Source organism: Microbulbifer mixtoriginis (SeqCode) (genome assembly GCF_052467705.1).
The window spans coordinates 4,729,220-4,745,096 of the sequence record NZ_CP174322.1 but is presented as its reverse complement, the minus strand read 5'-3'; the positions used below and the strand labels follow the sequence as shown (position 1 = coordinate 4,745,096).

Sequence of the window (15,877 nt, the reverse complement as noted above, 5' to 3'; positions counted from 1 at the left end):
TTTTAGCTTTTTGGCTGGAGCAGAAGAGAGGATTTTCTAATTGCAGCTTAAAGAATTTATGAAGCTATTGGCTTGAGCTTGGATATCTTTTTTTTCCTTCGTTGTCAATTTATCTAAGAGGCTGAGCATCATAGACATTCTTGGGTTTTTCTTAAAATAGTTGCGCTTTTCTAAGAGAAAATTCCAATAAAGACTATTGAAGGGACATGCATCTTCACCAACTCTCTTCTTTACATCGTATCGGCAGTTATCACAATAGTTGCTCATTTTATTGATATACGAGCCACTGCTTATATAAGGCTTTGTTGCGACCAGTCCGCCATCGGCATATTGACTCATACCGCGAGTGTTCGGTAACTCTACCCACTGAATAGCATCGATATATATCCCTAAATACCATGCATCTACTTGGTCTGGGTCGGTTTGTGTTAAAAGAGCAAAGTTACCAGTTATCATTAAACGCTGAATGTGGTGGGCATAGGCATGCTCAAGGCTGTTTTTGATAGCGCTTTTAAGGCAGTACATATCCGTTTGCGCTGTCCAATAGAAATTGGGCAGCGAATTATGATTTTGTAGTTTGTTGATCTTCGTATAGTTTGGCATCTCTTGCCAATAAATACCGCGCATATACTCCCGCCAGCCAAGAATTTGCCGGACAAACCCTTCTATTTGATTCATATGAATTTCCTTCTTGTTGGAATTCCAATGATCAATAGTGCGATTGATAACTTCACTGGGGGATAGTAATTTGCAGTTAAGAGAAAAACTCAGGCGGCTATGAAAAAGGTAGGCCTCGTTGGGGTCCATCGCATCCTGGTAATCGCCGAAGTGTGGTAAAAGATATTTACAAAAATGGTTAAGGACTTTGAGGCTATCTTCTCTACTTGTTGGCCAGGTAAAATGCTTGGCGTTAATAGAACCAATGGTTTTTATTTTTGCGGCTTGGATACGTTTAAGTGTTTTTTCCACATTCTTTCGAAATAGGTATTGTCGGGGAATTTGAGGGTCTTCACTCCATTTTTTTCGATTCCCTTTATCAAAATTCCACTGGTTTCCTTCAGGATCCCCCTTTTCATCGACAAGTATATTGTTTTCCCTGCGCATATGGCGATAGAAGCTTTCCATTAAGAGAGTTTTCTTTCCCTTAAAGAAATCCTTCAAGTAGTTTCTGGTGGTTAGAAAATGTTCTGTGTCATAGGCTTTATACTCTATCTGCAATTCTTGAACTATTGTATTTAGTTGCTCTTCAAGACGATACTCATCAGGTAGTTGATATTCAAATCTCTGAATATCTAGCTGAGCAACTATTTGTCGAATATTTTCTTTAAGATTTTGTCGATTTTCTTTGCAGTCAATCTGATAGTAAATGACTTGATGACCATGTGATTTCAGCCACTCGGCAAACGTTTGCATGGATTCAAAAAAGGCAACCACTTTTTGAATATGATGAATGGCGTAATCTGTCTCCTGTCGTATCTCGGCAATATGGTAGAAAATATCTGGACTGCTTGATTTATACCAAGAGTGCTTATGGTTGAGCTGGTCGCCGAGTATTAATCGTAGCGTTTTCAAAAGGAAAGCCTTTTTGGAATACAGTTTTTGTCAAAAGGTTATATTTGGTTAAGAGTAAAGCTACTTGTATGCTTTTCAGGTCTCATAACTTCTAAAGTTTAGTAGTTCATCGCAGATTGAAGTTACGCTTTTACGCCAAAGTCATTGATTTTATGATTATAGTGTACAGTGTGTGTTCACTGTTTAGGGTTGTTATAGTTGCTTTATTTTGCCTATTGATTGACGCTATTTAAGTGAGAAGTAGCATGGGGGGCATAAACCCTAAGAGTCCTTAAAATTGACTGCTACCATTTACAGTTGATCAAAACCTCAAGATCTCCGAAGGATGTAAATACGACTTGAATTGTAGGCTTAGCGGTTCTTCAGCGAATACCTTTCACTGCTTTACTTCAAATATTTCTTATGCATCTGAATGTTTGGGCGATTCTGGATCATGTTATTCCTCTGGCAGTTTTTTGAGTTGGTCTAAACGATAACTTTTTGAGCAATTAGTCGGTCAATGTCCTTAGTGTTAAACCCTAGTGAGCTCAGTAGGGATCGGCTATCGGCACCCAGTTTGGAGCCTGCTTGGTGTTGTATATTTTTCTTTCCATTAAACTTGAAGGGCGTGTTGATCTGTAGGAGAGGGCTGTCACTTTTGGTCTTTGCGTTTACAACCATTTGCCGCTCTTTGAATAATTTACTTTCTGTTGCTTCACTAAAGTTGAGAACAGGCTCAACGCAGGCGTCGAGATCAGAGAAAATATTAATCCATTCACTCAGCTTACGTTGTTGTATAACCTCGGAGATATCTTGTTTCAAGCTCTCTTGCTGATCGCTCTCTAGTACCCGAACCATCCAATCCGGATGCCCAATTCCTTGAAAGAAAGCTTCGGCAAACTGAGGTTCAAGGCTACCAACGGATAGATAGCGGTCATCGGCTGTACGGTAATAATCATAGTAACTTCCACCGTTAAGCAGTTCCATTTCCACCTTAGGATCTCCACCATTTGCGAGAGCACTGGCTCCGCTTATGGCGTTCAAAGCATAGGCACAGTCGGTCATACTGATATCGATATAGCCGCCGCTGCCTGTTTGTTGACGGTGATACACGGCGGCAAGAATTGCCATGGCTGCATGGTGGGATCCACCAGCAATATCGGCAACTTGCATACCACTCAGACTGGGTCCGCTGCTCTGCCGACCGGAATAGCTGGCGAGCCCTGAGAGTGCAAGATAATTGATATCATGCCCAGCACGCATTTTAAGAGGGCCATCTTGTCCGTATCCGGTAATTGAACAATAGATAATATCTGTGCGTATATCACTGAGGTCTTCATAGCCAAAACCAAGCTTATCCATGACTCCTGGGCGGAATTGTTCAATGACAATGTCGTATTCAGAAAGTAGTTTTTCAATAATTTTTTTTGCTTCATGGCTTTTTAAATCTAAAGCCAAAGATTTTTTGTTGCGATTAATTGTTGCATGAGCTGCGGAAACGGGATCCTCACTGTCGATCATAGGAGGAAGCCCCCTAAGCATATCCGGACGATTCGGCGACTCTATACGTAGAACCTCCGCACCCATGTCCGCTAATAACATAGTGGCATATGGACCTGGAAGCAGGGTGGTGAAATCGAGTATACGTAGGCCTTGCAGGGGGGTGATAGATTTATTCATTGCTTATTTTATATATTATTATTTGGAGGTTTACGTAAAGGAATTTTCAGAAGTTAAACATGTAATTAATCTTTTGTATGACAAGTATGAACGAATTGTGTGGAAAAGTTATATTTATTAGTTGATGGCAAATAGAGATTGGTGTAGTTGAAATCGTAAATTGGACCGGCGATTAATTGTTCTCTTATTAATACAGTGGCAGGATGAACCCGGCGATAGTGTAGACCGCCGGGTTATTGCATTTAGTTATCACGGAGAATTTCACGGGAAATAATGAGTTTCATGATTTCATTCGTTCCTGCATAAATACGTTGTACCCTGGCGTCAGCCCAGGATCGGGCAATAGGATACTCCCACATATAGCCGAATCCACCATGGAGCTGAACACACTCATCCAGCATCTTACATTGGAAGTCGGTAGCGAGTAATTTGGCTTTTGCTGCAGTGGCTACATCAAGCTTTTTCTCGTAATGGAGTTCCAGGCAACGATCCACAAAGACTCTGAGGGCAGAGAGTTCACTGTCCAGTTCCGCCAGCTTGAACTGTGTATTTTGAAACGCGGCTATCGGTTTTCCAAAGGCTTTGCGGTCTCGTACATAGTCAATAGTCCACCCTAATGCTGCTTCCGCATTGGCAATGGCAAAAATAGCTACACTGAGTCTTTCTTGTGGTAATTCCTGCATTAGGTAGACAAAACCTTGGCCTTCAGCTCCCAGTAAATTCTCCTGGGGTACTCTGACATCATCAAAGAAAAGCTCGGAGGTATCCTGAGCTTTCATGCCAATTTTTTCCAGATTATTGCCTCTTTTGAATCCTTCCGATTTGGCATCAACCAATAATAGGCTTACTCCGGAAGCCCCTTCACTGGGGTCTGTTTTTGCAACAACGATAACTAGATCGGCGTGCTGGCCATTGGTTATAAATGTCTTTGAACCATTGAGTAGATAGTGATCGCCACGCTTGATTGCGGTTGTTTTTACTCCTTGCAGATCGGAACCCGCGCCGGGCTCTGTCATGGCGATGGCCGTTACAATTTCACCGCTGATACATTTAGGTAAGTACTCCTTTTTTTGCTCTTCACTGCCGTAATTAATAATGTAGGGTACGGCAATATTGGAGTGCAGCCCCCAGCCGATGCCAGAAAGACCTGCACGGGCGATTTCCTCATCGATAATAGAGTTATAGCCGTAGTCCAGCCCAAGGCCGCCGTAGGATTCGGAGATTTGAGGGCAGAGAAAGCCCATTTCACCGGCCTTATTCCAAAGAGCACGATCGACCTGCCCATCTTTCTCCCACTGACTGTGAAAGGGGATGGCCTCGTTTTCGAGGAACTTTCGCACGGTATCGCGAAAATGCTCGTGGTCTTCGTTGTAAACGGTTCTCGGTATCATTCTGAACTCCAACATTCGTTTTTATTATCTGGAATTGTAGACTCTTCGCATTTGTGCAATTGCGGGACTGCCCGGCCGTTGCAGCCCCGTTAATTCTGCTGAGTCTTCTCGCTCATCAGCGACTTGGTAGTCTTTATGTGACTAATGGGTATCCTTCAACTCCTCTCTGGACTCGGCGAGTGCAATTAATGTTTCCGGGGGAGAAAATCTGTCCCCGTAGATTTCGGCAAGTTTTTGGGCGCGCTGTACAAAAGCTTCAACGCCATATTGGTTAATATATTGCAGGGCTCCGCCGGTCCAGGGAGGAAAACCAATACCAAAAATTGAGCCGATATTGGCCTCTCGCACGCTGCGTAGCACTTTTTCTTCGTAGCAGCGCAGTGTCTCTATGGCCATGATAAATAACAGGCGCTCCTTGATATCCTCAACAGGGGGTTGTTTGGCCGCTGGAAACTCCTGCTGTAGGCCTTGCCAAAGGTGTTTCTTACCCCCTTCTGGATAGCTGTAAAAACCGCCACCCGCCAACTTGCCGGCGCGGCCAAGTTCCAGCATATGATCAATTACAGATTCTGCAGGATGTGTGGGGACACTTTTACCCTCCTTCTGCAGGTCGTTAATCGTCTGTTGGCGAATTTTTCCCATCAAGGTGAGAGAGACCTCATCACTCACAGCTAGAGGCCCTACTGGGAATCCGGCCAGGGATGCGGCATTTTCAATCGTGGCGGGATTTATCCCTTCGCCAAGCATGCCAATTCCCTCATTGGTAAAGCAGCCAAAGACCCGAGAGGTGAAGAAGCCTCGGCTATCGTTAACAACAATCGGCGTCTTGCCGATTTGTAAAACGAAGGCGAAAGCCTGGGCCAAAGTCTCTTCACTGGTTTGCTTACCACAGATGATTTCCACCAGCGGCATTTTGTCTGCCGGGGAGAAAAAATGCAGGCCGATAAAGTTATCTGGCCGAGCAGAGGCCTGAGCCAGGCCGGTAATTGGTAGTGTGGAGGTGTTGGAGGCGAAGACAGCACTGCTATCCAGTTGGGCTTCTGCCTCGCGGGTAACTTCGGCTTTTAACTCTCGGTCCTCGAACACTGCTTCAATGATCAGCTCACAACCGCTCAAGTCGGCGGCATTATCTGTTGGGTGAATATGAGACAGGATAGTCTGTACGTGTGCCTCGTCTGTTCGGCCGCGCTCCAGACGTTTTTGCAGTGCCTTTTCTGCATAGTTTTTACCTTTTAAGGCTGCCTCGGTGGAAATGTCTTTCAGCACAACCTCAATGCCCTTGTTGGCACAGGCATAGGCAATGCCGGCACCCATCATTCCAGCCCCGAGTATGCCGATCTTTTTAACCGGAGTGGTTTTGGATTCGCGTGCGGCTGGTGGGAGAGAGGTGCCGGCCTTCAGGGCATTAAGAGCAAACCAGAAGGTGCCGATCATATTTTTTGCTACTTGACCGCAAGTGAGGTCGACAAAGTAACGCGATTCGATACGCGTCGCGGTGTCGAAATCCACTTGGGCGCCCTCGATAACCGTCGCCAGTATCGCTTCAGGAGCGGGCATACAGCCGTGGGTTTTCTTTTCCAGCATGGCGGGGGCAATCATCAGCAGCTGGGCATTTTTAGGATTTTTGGCGTCACCGCCGGGCATACGGTAACCGGGTTGATCCCAGGGCTGTAGGCTCGGTTGTTCACTGTTGCTGAGGATATGGTCCCGAGCCTTATTGAGCAGCTCTCCGGCATTTTGGGCTGTCTCATGGATTAAACCACTTGCCAATGCTTGCTTGGCTTTTATCTGCTTACCTTCCAGCAGGAAGGGCAGTGCATTTTGAATACCTAGCAAGCGGGGCATACGTACACAGCCTCCACCACCAGGCAGCAGCCCAAGGGTGACTTCCGGTAGCCCTATTTTTACTGAGTTCTCTTCTAAGGCGATCCTATGATGGCAGCTGAGGGCAATTTCCCAGCCGCCGCCGAGAGCGGCACCATTAATTGCCGCTACAACAGGTTTGCCCTGAGTTTCTAGCCAGCGCAAGTTTGCCTTAAGGGCCTCACAAGAGTTAAAAAACTCCTGAGCCTCACTTTTCTTTGCGGCATAGAGGGACTTGAGATCGCCACCGGCGAAAAATGTTTTTTTAGTGGAGCGAACAATAATCCCCGCATAGTCCCACTGTTTTATCTCCTCCACCGCGGCCTGTAGTGAGTCTGTAAAATCCCGATCCATTACATTGGCGGAGGCATTGGGGTTGTCCATAATCAGGTGGACAATGTTATCGCTGTCTCTTTCCAAGCGTATAGATTTCATATTTTCCCCCTAGACTCTTTCGATAATAGTTGCCACGCCCATACCGCCACCTACACATAGGGTGATCAAGCCATAGCGCAACTGACGTTGCTCTAATTCATCAAGCACGGTGCCAATTAACATGGCACCAGTGGCGCCGAGAGGATGACCCATAGCGATAGCGCCACCGTTTACATTGATCTTCTGCGGGTCGATATCCAATTCATGTTGGAAGCGCAGTACTACTGCAGCGAAGGCTTCGTTGACTTCGTACAGGTCTATGTCATGGGCGCTTAGGCCCGCAGCCCTGAGGGCTTTGCGAGCGGAGGGAGCGGGTCCAGTCAGCATGATGGTGGGCTCGGTGCCGACGACTGCGGCGGAGACGATACGTGCCCGGGGTGTCAGGCCCAGGTCTTTTCCGGCCTGCTCACTGCCGATAAGAATGGCGGCGGCGCCGTCCACAATGCCTGAGGAGTTTCCTGCGGTATGTACGTGTTCGATAGCTTCCACCTGGGGGTAGCGGGAAATCGCTACGCTATCGAAGCAGAGGTCGCCCATGGCAGTAAAAGATGGGGAGAGATTGGCAAGCCCCTCCATGGAGGTTTCTGGGCGCACCAACTGATCGCGATCGAGAAGTAACAGGCCGTTCTGGTCCCGCACGGGGATTACGGATTTGTTGAAGGCACCACGTTGCCAGGCACTTGCAGCTTTGCGCTGGGAGTGCAGAGCAAAGTTATCCACATCTTCCCTGGAAAAGCCCCCCAGCGTGGCAATTAGGTCGGCTCCGATGCCCTGGGGTGCGAAGCCTGTTTCTATGGCGGTTTGTGGGTCCATAGCCCAGGCACCGCCATCACTGCCCATGGGCACCCGCGACATAGACTCAACGCCACCGGCCACTACAAGCTGTTCCCAGCCAGAGCGGACCTTGGCGGCGGCTAAATTAACAGCTTCGGCACCGGAGGCACAAAAACGGTTTAAGGTGACGCCGCCAATATCCCAGTCCCAACCGGCACTGAGTGTGGCGACCTTGGCGATGTCAGCGCCCTGCTCACCGACAGGTGTCACGCACCCCATTACCACATCATCGACCCTGGCCGTATCCAGTTGGCTGCGCTGTTGCAATTCGCGCAGCAGGTTGGAGAGCAGGGTGATGGGTTTGACTTCGTGCAGCGCGCCGCTGGGTTTTCCTTTGCCACGCGGGGTGCGGATTGCATCGTAGATATAGGCTTCACTGGGCACGGTTATGGCCTCTTTATTTTTGATTGTGGGTACAACCATAGTTGTGTGGGGTTTCGGCGCAATGATGAAAGACGCCAGGGGGGGTGACGTGGTTGTCAGCTCAGATAATTAATGCAGCGAATCTTTTTACTTTACTTATTCCAAATCAAACTAACTCGATGAGTGGTGTGCCGTACACTCAAATAAGGCGCTTTATTTTTTATTTTCGGCCAGCGAATAGCAGCCGATTAGATTGTATTTAAGCCGCAATAGCCCCACCGAAAAATTTAGTTGTGGGTTTTGGCTCACAGGAAAAAGTCTTTATCTGGGTTGATTCATCACCAACACCATTTAAAGAGTGGCTTTAGCTTGCGGTTGTCTGGCAGTGAGGATCGACTATGGCAGAGAATCTACTGGAACTGGCGGCGAGCCAACTGGGCACCTCGGGTATCGGTACCCTGGCATCTGCACTCAACCTTCCGGCAGAGAAAGGTCAGTCAGCACTGGATACTGGAATTGCATTTGTTCTTGCAGGCATGCTGAATAAAGCCAGTAGTAAAACTGGTATGGCTTACTTGTTCAATATGGTTACGGACACTGAAGTTGCGGATCTCCCCAGTGTTTTGCAGCAGTTTGCAGATAAGGCAAAGTTGGAAGCCTCACTGCCAGCCGGTGATGCCTTGCTGCAAAAAGTATTTGGTACCCGGGTCGAAGAAGTGACCAAAGTAGCCACTACAGAACTGCCGGGTAATGAAGGTGGCCACCTATTAAAGTTGGTGTTGCCACTGGTGATGGCCCTGCTAGGCGCTCAGGTAAAAGCCAACAAAATGGACGTCTCTGACTTGGCTTCATTTTTAATTGGTCAGAGAGAGTTTTTACGTAACAAGGTCCCTGATGCACTCCTGGATGCTCTTGATGTAAAAGGGTTTGATAATCTGGGGGCCGCCCTGGTTACCCATGGCCATGCCAAGCCTCAGGAACCTCGGGAACAAGCCCTGCATGGCCATGTGGAAAAGAAAAAGCCCGTAAGTTTTAGCAGCTGGTTTTTTCCATTATTAGTGGTACTAATTGCCCTCTATGCCTTAAATATGTGCATGGACAAGGGTAGGCAGGAGGAAGCGGCAGGCCAACCTTTTGAGACTCCACAGGAGCAAGCCTTTATGGAGGCGCCTTCACAGCCTGCTGGCGATACTCCTCCCAATGAAAATAGCGCCCAGGCTCAGTTGGGTCCGGATAAATTCTCTAGTAACTTGCGGGATTACTTGAAGAGCTTTGATCGGGACCCGAACCAGGAATTTATTCTGCGAGTGAAGTTTGAAAAAGGCACGGCAAAAATTCTTGATCCCCAGTCTGCAGATATTGATGCACTTGCACAAATTATGCAGGAAAACCCACAGCTTACGGTTGCTATTGAAGGGCATGTACAAGGGGAGGGCAATGAAATTAAAGAGCAGGAAATTTCGCAAGAGAGAGCGGATGTTGTGCGGGAGCTGTTGCTGCAAAAGGGGATTGCGGCTAATCGTATGACGGCCACCGGTATGGGATCCGCTAAACCTGTGCAGGAAAGTGAGACAGGGCAAACAACACCGCAGCCGATGAACAATGAGCGTATTAGTGTACGAGTGGTTAATACCGAATAGATATTTTCACAATCTTGGCAAGCAAATAGCCCTACATTTCTGTGGGGCTATTTATTTTATGAAGCGATAAAAAACGCCCATTAATGTTGGAAATTTAATACTGGCAATCAGCTGCGAAATTTCTCGCGGTAGGCGCCGGGGGCGAGGCCAGTCCATTTTTTAAATGCGCGATTGAAAGCACTGGGTTCAGAAAAACCGAGTCGTTCGGCGATTTCTGCCACTGCGGTTTCCTGCTGTTTTAGCTGGTACACGGCCATATCGCGGCGTACAGAGTCTTTGATGTCCTGCCAGCTGTTGCCCTCGTCTTTTAGGCGCCGGCGCAGCGTTTGCGGGGAAGTGAACAGGCGTGCAGCCACATCGTCGAGGGAGAGATTTTCAATACTGTTCTGTTGTTGCAGCATACGGCGTATACGACCGGTAAAGCTGTGGTCAGATTTATATTGGGTGAGCAGGCACTCCGGTGCTCTGGATAAAAAGTCTGCCAGTTGCTGCTCATCCCGCACCAGCGGCATTTGTAAATAGCGGGTATTAAAAACCAGGCAGGTTTCAGCCTGGTTGAAGTAATGCCGGCACGGGAACATATCGCAGTAGTCCTCATTGTAATCCGGTGGCGGGAAGGCCAATAACACCCGTTCGAGCAAAATGGTGCGATCGATCAGCCAACTGAAAAAGCGCAGCCAGATAACGGCAATGGACTCTACGAAAATCTGATTAGGCAACTGTTTTTCGTTGCTGTGATGAATAATCAGCCTGGCCTCTTCGCCATCCTCTACCAGCTTGATATGCAGGTCGTCGCTGACCATGCTGATAAAGCGTGCTGAGCGCAATAGAGCACGCCGCAGGTTGGGGCAGCTGATGCAGGCGTGGCCCATCATGGCAAAAGTACCCGGTAGCCAGGGGCGGGCTAAAAACCCGCCTGACTCATCATTCAATAAATCCCACTCAAGGCGCAGTAGACTGGCCATCTGCTCACGGCCGATGCGGCTGTCGGAATCTTCAAGATGGGCGGGATCTATCCCGCTGTCCCGCAGCAACTGTTGGCAATCCAGCCCCGCTGCCTGGGCGCCCACCAGCTGGGCGCGAACTACTGCGGCGAGGATACCTGGGTCCGCATCGCGGAGTTTGGGAGTCTCGCTTTCCACTGTCTCAGCCCTCAACGTGATCTTGTTTGCTGGGTGTAATTTTTACGTGCAAGCAGAGATTATGCGCAAAGCGAGCGTGAAAGTCAGGTTTATCCCCAGCGGGTGTAAGAAAAGGGCAACTCAGGCGAGCTGCACGGTAAAGGAGCGCTAATGAAAACTGTAGCTATTGCAGCTTTTTCCACGAAGTTAGGCGTATGTTCATTGATTTATCGCCACCACTTATCAGATAGAGTGTAAGTGGTCGTAGCAATATCACTTTTCTTCGCTCTTTGCGTGAGGAGCAAGTCCTCCATCATTTGACTATGTTTTTCTCCAGGCGTAGGGAGTATAAATGGTCCAATAAACCCAATGATCAGCTTTTGGATAAAGCGTCTCGTAGGGTAGCTATAAATTAGACTAAAAAGTCAGATAAGATAAGAATAACCTAAACATGCCAATGAGGGAGTGGCCCGATGCCGTCAGCATCCGTCGAAAGCCAGCTGAATCCGACAATTTGTCGGCGTATGTTGATCGCCTATCTGATTGAACAGATTCCCCGCCCCAACAATCCAGCCCTGGAAGAGGCAACCGGGTGGCCGCGACGCACGGTTCAGGACATTATTGCCAAGGGATTACCAGGCCACGGCACACAGGTGGAGTTTATTCAGGAGGGGGTACGCCATAATGATGGCTATTACCGGCTTCACGACTGGGGCTCATTCGACCGCAATTGGGTAACAAGCAACTTATCGGTGATCTGTCGGGTGCTGGGAGTCAGCATCGAATAGCCTTTTCTTCGCGGATACTCACCAATAAAGCATCTTATTTATTCTGAAAACCAGCTGACCGGAATTAGCACAAACACGTAGGCACAATTGAAAAGTTGCGCCGACCAGTGGCCGGCGACGAAATCCAATTATTTGTTAATTGAGCAGATTGGCGGTGCAGTGAGATATTGTGTTGGAATTACTGCGGTTTTTGGTTATGTCCCTGTTGCAGTATTTTATTGACCTTTTCCAGTAGGGCAGGATTAGATTTAATACTGCTGGCAATTTCCTGATATTTACTCTTTGATAACCCTGCCTTTTCTATAGCTGCGACCATCTTGCCCTGCGCCTCCTTGTTGAGGGCTTCAGCCTCTTTGATATCTGCAGCGGCCTTGAGCTTGGGGGCATACTCCCGGCTCAACATCACGATTGAGCGATAGGCATCGGCAAATTGCTTGAGCTGAGGTTCACTGAAAGAGACTTTTGGGGCCTCGGCCTGTGAAGTTGCTGTCTGGGCGGTCGCAAAGGGCACTGTGAGCAACAAGGCGAAAAGAGCGAGATATTTAAAAGGGAATTTCATTGGGCACTCCTGAAAGTTGGGGGGCGCTTTTGCTTCTACAGAGCAATACCCAGTCACACTGCTCAAATGCCTGGGTGTTGCTGCGGAATCCATCGGTAATTGAAAGCGTTGGCAATCAACTCTGAGACATTAGTTTCAGGGTAGTCAGTTTCAGAGCGGCTGTGGCGCCATTCCCCGCCACCGCAGCAATTTTTATCGGCAGTGGCTCAGGGCTAAAACAGGCCGAGGAACTTCCTGCGTTTTGGCAGAGACTGCTCACAGCTGTTGAGTTGTTGCTGGTAGCGCTGCGCTTTTGCCGAAACCTTGTGGGAAACCTTCTTGAGCCAGGCTTTATTTTTAAAACTACGCCGATTAAAGCCGCCGTGCCCCTCGTGGTAAGCCAGGTAGAGGTGGTAAGCGTCGCGAGTGCGGATTTGGCAGCGGCGCGCACTGGTATTGTTATACCAGCCAACAAAATCGATGGCGTCGCCAAAATCATCTCGATCGGCGCCATAGTTAAAGCTGGAACGTTGATATCCGCGCCAGGTGTTGCCGAGTGCCTGGGCGTAGCCATAGGCATCTGAGGGCCGAGGACCGGGAATAAAGCCGAGGATCTTGGTGCGGGGGGGGCGTGCATCATGCACAAAGCGCGACTCTTGGTGCAGAATAGCCATCATAACGGCCACAGGTGATCCCCATTTCTCCTCGGCAGCCTTGGCTTCCCGGTACCAGCTCTTCTTCTCACGAAAAATAGAGCAGATATTATCGAGGTTGCTCGGCGGGCTTGTGGCACAGCCCGCGCTCAGTGTCACGGCACACAACAGTGCCGCCAGCAGTTTCTTATTCTTGTTTTCCATAATGTCTCTAGATTATCCAGCGGTGATGGTTTTCACTCCAGAGCTGGTGCCGAGCAGCAGTACATCCGCTGGGCGCTTGGCAAAGATTCCGTTAGTGACAACGCCGGTGATATTGTTGATTGCGTCTTCCAGGTCCTTGGGTTGCTCGATCTTCAAGTTATACACATCCAAGATGGCATTGCCATTATCGGTAATTACACCCTGGCGATAGACAGGGTCTCCTCCCAGCTTTACCAGCTCGCGGGCTACCAGCGAACGGGCCATGGGAATGACTTCCACCGGCAGGGGAAAATCGCCCAAAGTCTCTACCCACTTACTGTCATCGGCAATACAAACAAATTCCTCAGCACAGGCGGCGACAATTTTCTCGCGGGTCAGGGCCGCACCACCGCCTTTGATCAGCTCCAGGGCGGGGTTAGTCTCATCGGCACCATCCACATAAAACTGCATGCCATCCACGCTATTCAGTTCATAGACCGGGATACCGTGGGCCTTGAGTCTCTGTGCGGAGGCTTCAGAGCTGGCGACGGTGCCGTCAAATTGGCCTTTGATCTCTGCCAGGTAGTCGATAAAGAAATTGGCTGTGGAGCCGGTGCCGACGCCGACGATGGAATCGGCCTCCAGGCGCGGGGAGATATAGTCGATGGCGGCGCGAGCAGTAGCCTGCTTCAGTTCATCCTGGGTCATACGCTGGATAGTTTCCTGTGCAATTATTTCTGCTTTATCTATTTCTTTCGATAAAAAAAAGCGCAATAAATCTAAAAAAATGGTAATTATGCTGATCAAGGCTTAGACTGGCCTGCCGGTGTTGCGCTTGCGGCGGCTCCATGACCGCCCACTCCTGCTACTACGCTTGCCTGAGTCGCGCACAGAAATTAACCGCAACGGCAGTTGATACACGCCATGCCCAAGTCCTATATCAAGCGCATTTTAGACGCGCGCATTTACGATGTCGCCATTGAGACGCCTTTGGAGCCAATGCGCCAGTTGTCCCACCGTCTGGGCAACCGAATTTTGCTCAAGCGGGAAGACCTACAGCCGGTTTTTTCCTTCAAGATTCGCGGCGCCTATAACAAGTTACTGCAACTGCCCCCGGAGCAACGAGCGCGCGGAGTAATTGCCGCCTCTGCGGGTAATCATGCCCAGGGGTTGGCAATGGGTGCCGCACAATTGGGGGTGCGCGCGACTATTGTGATGCCAAAGACCACCCCGCAAATTAAGGTCAGTGCCGTTCGTATGCGCGGTGCTGAGGTGGTGCTGTACGGGGATACTTTTGATGAGGCGGCCAGCCGTGCCCGCCAGCTGGTGAATGAACGCGACTTGGTATTTGTACATCCTTATGACGATCCGGATGTGATCGCCGGACAGGGCACCGTAGCCATGGAGTTATTGCGCCAGCATTCGGGTAATCTCGAGGCGGTTTTTATCCCCGTAGGCGGGGGTGGGCTTGCTGCGGGCATGGCGGCTTACATTAAATATGTGAGGCCGGAGACCCGTGTCTATGCGGTGGAGCCAGAGGAGGCGGCTTGTCTTAAAGCGGCCCTGAAGAGTGGTGAGCGTGTCCGCTTGCCGCAGGTAGGGTTGTTTGCCGATGGCGTTGCGGTGGCGCAAATTGGCGAGGAGACCTTCCGTGTGTTACGCGAAACAGTGGATGACGTGATCACGGTTAGTACCGATGAAATTTGCGCGGCGATCAAGGATATTTTTGAAGACACTCGCTCAATTGCCGAACCGGCCGGGGCAGTAGGCTTGGCCGGCTTAAAAAAATATGCAGAGCAGAGTGGTGGCCGCAATGTGGCTCTGGCGACGGTGTGTAGTGGCGCCAATATTAATTTTGACCGGCTGCGTTATATCAGTGAGCGCACAGAAATTGGTGAGAAACGCGAAGCGGTGCTGGCCGTGCGTATTGAAGAGCGACCGGGCAGCTACCTGCGCTTTTGTCGCGATCTTGGGGACCGTGCTATCACCGAATTTAATTACCGTTATGCAGGCGATGGTGAGGCGCATATTTTTGTCGGCTTGCAGGTTTCTGCCGGCAGCGACCGCAGCCAGTTGGTAGAAGAGTTGGAGCGCAAAGGTTATAGCGTGACAGATCTTACCGATAATGAAATGGCCAAATTACATATCCGCCATTTAGTCGGTGGGAGAGTTCCGGGCTTGTGCCACGAGGTGGTCTACCGCTTTGAGTTTCCGGAGCGCCCCGGAGCCCTGCGGAAATTTCTCGAGCAATTAGCAGGCCGCTGGAATATCACCCTGTTTCACTACCGCAATCACGGTGCCGCTTACGGCCGGGTCCTAGCGGGTATGCAGGTTGAGCCCTCTGAGCGCGAGGAGTTATTGGATCTGTTGGAGCAACTGCAGTTTCCATTTTGGGATGAAACTGAAAATCCCGCTTACAGCTTCTTTCTGGGTAGTTGATCCCAATTTGGAGGCACGGCGAGAAAGGTATCTCTTCACTTTCTTTTCGAGTAGACCAGGGTTTAAGTTTTGTCGAACCCCCTTGAGCAAAAATGCGACAAAAAACGCAGAAATTATTCAATAAACGGTTACTATTCCGACGATTGTTCAGTATCTTCTTTTGTCGTGGAACTTTTGCTATGGCTTAGGTCATAAGCGGGGTGAAACGCATATAACAAAAAAATTGATCGTACAGGATGGTCCCAATGAAAGCCGATGCGCTGACAATCGCCGTGGTTGTCTTTGTCGCGGGCGTTCTGCTGAGTACTAGTGGTTTGACCGAGGTATTTGCCTCGGAAAAAGAGCCGCCTGCTGCTCTGCAAGAGGGAGTGGTTACCCGTTAGGCTGATGCCGGGGGG

The 15,877-nt window shown here is 49.3% G+C and carries 13 protein-coding genes; 4 read left to right on the top strand and 9 right to left on the bottom strand.

Annotated elements, in window-relative coordinates:
• Nucleotides 1-36: 36 nt before the first annotated feature.
• From ACJJIB_RS20555 to ACJJIB_RS20535, 5 genes are all read right to left on the bottom strand, one after another.
• The gene (locus ACJJIB_RS20555) at nt 37-1,572 is read right to left on the bottom strand and encodes a cryptochrome/photolyase family protein (protein WP_444887410.1); all 1,536 of its coding nucleotides are present in this window, start codon (nt 1,570-1,572) and stop codon (nt 37-39) included.
• A 465-nt stretch (nt 1,573-2,037) separates the two neighbouring features.
• On the bottom strand, nt 2,038-3,231 hold the full coding sequence (locus ACJJIB_RS20550) for a CaiB/BaiF CoA transferase family protein (RefSeq protein WP_444887409.1): 1,194 nt from the start codon (nt 3,229-3,231) through the stop codon (nt 2,038-2,040).
• 242 nt (nt 3,232-3,473) lie between these two features.
• The gene (locus ACJJIB_RS20545) at nt 3,474-4,622 is read right to left on the bottom strand and encodes an acyl-CoA dehydrogenase family protein (protein ID WP_444883005.1); all 1,149 of its coding nucleotides are present in this window, start codon (nt 4,620-4,622) and stop codon (nt 3,474-3,476) included.
• Nucleotides 4,623-4,763: 141 nt separating this feature from the next.
• Nucleotides 4,764-6,920 (bottom strand): 3-hydroxyacyl-CoA dehydrogenase NAD-binding domain-containing protein, encoded by a 2,157-nt coding sequence (locus ACJJIB_RS20540; RefSeq protein ID WP_444887408.1) that lies wholly within the window; start codon nt 6,918-6,920, stop codon nt 4,764-4,766.
• Between the two features lie 9 nt (nt 6,921-6,929).
• Nucleotides 6,930-8,138 (bottom strand): acetyl-CoA C-acetyltransferase, encoded by a 1,209-nt coding sequence (locus ACJJIB_RS20535; protein WP_444887407.1) that lies wholly within the window; start codon nt 8,136-8,138, stop codon nt 6,930-6,932.
• A 377-nt stretch (nt 8,139-8,515) separates the two neighbouring features.
• On the opposite strand from ACJJIB_RS20535, the gene ACJJIB_RS20530 reads away from it, so the two are divergent.
• A complete protein-coding gene (locus ACJJIB_RS20530; protein ID WP_444887406.1) occupies nt 8,516-9,757 on the top strand; it encodes an OmpA family protein in 1,242 nt (413 codons plus the stop codon).
• 107 nt (nt 9,758-9,864) lie between these two features.
• On the opposite strand, the gene ACJJIB_RS20525 is transcribed toward ACJJIB_RS20530, so the two are convergent.
• Nucleotides 9,865-10,899 carry an AraC family transcriptional regulator gene (locus ACJJIB_RS20525; RefSeq protein WP_444887405.1) on the bottom strand — a complete coding sequence of 345 codons (1,035 nt, stop codon included), beginning with the start codon at nt 10,897-10,899 and terminating at the stop codon, nt 9,865-9,867.
• A 452-nt stretch (nt 10,900-11,351) separates the two neighbouring features.
• On the opposite strand from ACJJIB_RS20525, the gene ACJJIB_RS20520 reads away from it, so the two are divergent.
• On the top strand, nt 11,352-11,666 hold the full coding sequence (locus ACJJIB_RS20520) for a helix-turn-helix domain-containing protein (protein ID WP_252083600.1): 315 nt from the start codon (nt 11,352-11,354) through the stop codon (nt 11,664-11,666).
• 178 nt (nt 11,667-11,844) lie between these two features.
• Here ACJJIB_RS20520 and ACJJIB_RS20515 read toward each other — a convergent pair whose 3' ends face one another.
• The 3 genes from ACJJIB_RS20515 to rpiA all read right to left on the bottom strand — a co-directional run bounded on the left by ACJJIB_RS20515 (nt 11,845) and on the right by rpiA (nt 13,748).
• Entirely contained in the window at nt 11,845-12,225 is a 381-nt protein-coding gene (locus ACJJIB_RS20515; RefSeq protein ID WP_252083599.1) for a DUF4168 domain-containing protein, read from the bottom strand.
• Nucleotides 12,226-12,437: 212 nt separating this feature from the next.
• Nucleotides 12,438-13,061 (bottom strand): transglycosylase SLT domain-containing protein, encoded by a 624-nt coding sequence (locus ACJJIB_RS20510; protein WP_444887404.1) that lies wholly within the window; start codon nt 13,059-13,061, stop codon nt 12,438-12,440.
• 12 nt (nt 13,062-13,073) lie between these two features.
• Entirely contained in the window at nt 13,074-13,748 is a 675-nt protein-coding gene (rpiA, locus tag ACJJIB_RS20505; RefSeq protein ID WP_252083597.1) for a ribose-5-phosphate isomerase RpiA, read from the bottom strand.
• 216 nt (nt 13,749-13,964) lie between these two features.
• On the opposite strand from rpiA, the gene ilvA reads away from it, so the two are divergent.
• Both ilvA and ACJJIB_RS20495 read left to right on the top strand, forming a co-directional pair.
• The gene (ilvA, locus tag ACJJIB_RS20500) at nt 13,965-15,479 is read left to right on the top strand and encodes a threonine ammonia-lyase, biosynthetic (RefSeq protein ID WP_252083596.1); all 1,515 of its coding nucleotides are present in this window, start codon (nt 13,965-13,967) and stop codon (nt 15,477-15,479) included.
• A 236-nt stretch (nt 15,480-15,715) separates the two neighbouring features.
• Nucleotides 15,716-15,862, top strand: a complete 147-nt coding sequence (locus ACJJIB_RS20495) for a hypothetical protein (protein WP_444887403.1) — start codon at nt 15,716-15,718, stop codon at nt 15,860-15,862.
• Nucleotides 15,863-15,877 lie beyond the last annotated feature (15 nt).

What these genes read in the sequence shown, in the direction of transcription:
- ACJJIB_RS20550 (WP_444887409.1), bottom strand. Translation starts at nt 3,231, where the DNA reads ATGAATAAATCTATCACCCCCCTGCAAGGCCTACGTATACTCGATTTC.
- ACJJIB_RS20545 (WP_444883005.1), bottom strand. Translation starts at nt 4,622, where the DNA reads ATGATACCGAGAACCGTTTACAACGAAGACCACGAGCATTTTCGCGAT.
- ACJJIB_RS20540 (WP_444887408.1), bottom strand. Translation starts at nt 6,920, where the DNA reads ATGAAATCTATACGCTTGGAAAGAGACAGCGATAACATTGTCCACCTG.
- ACJJIB_RS20530 (WP_444887406.1), top strand. Translation starts at nt 8,516, where the DNA reads ATGGCAGAGAATCTACTGGAACTGGCGGCGAGCCAACTGGGCACCTCG.
- ACJJIB_RS20520 (WP_252083600.1), top strand. Translation starts at nt 11,352, where the DNA reads ATGCCGTCAGCATCCGTCGAAAGCCAGCTGAATCCGACAATTTGTCGG.
- ACJJIB_RS20515 (WP_252083599.1), bottom strand. Translation starts at nt 12,225, where the DNA reads ATGAAATTCCCTTTTAAATATCTCGCTCTTTTCGCCTTGTTGCTCACA.
- ACJJIB_RS20510 (WP_444887404.1), bottom strand. Translation starts at nt 13,061, where the DNA reads ATGGAAAACAAGAATAAGAAACTGCTGGCGGCACTGTTGTGTGCCGTG.
- rpiA (WP_252083597.1), bottom strand. Translation starts at nt 13,748, where the DNA reads ATGACCCAGGATGAACTGAAGCAGGCTACTGCTCGCGCCGCCATCGAC.
- ilvA (WP_252083596.1), top strand. Translation starts at nt 13,965, where the DNA reads ATGCCCAAGTCCTATATCAAGCGCATTTTAGACGCGCGCATTTACGAT.
- ACJJIB_RS20495 (WP_444887403.1), top strand. Translation starts at nt 15,716, where the DNA reads ATGGTCCCAATGAAAGCCGATGCGCTGACAATCGCCGTGGTTGTCTTT.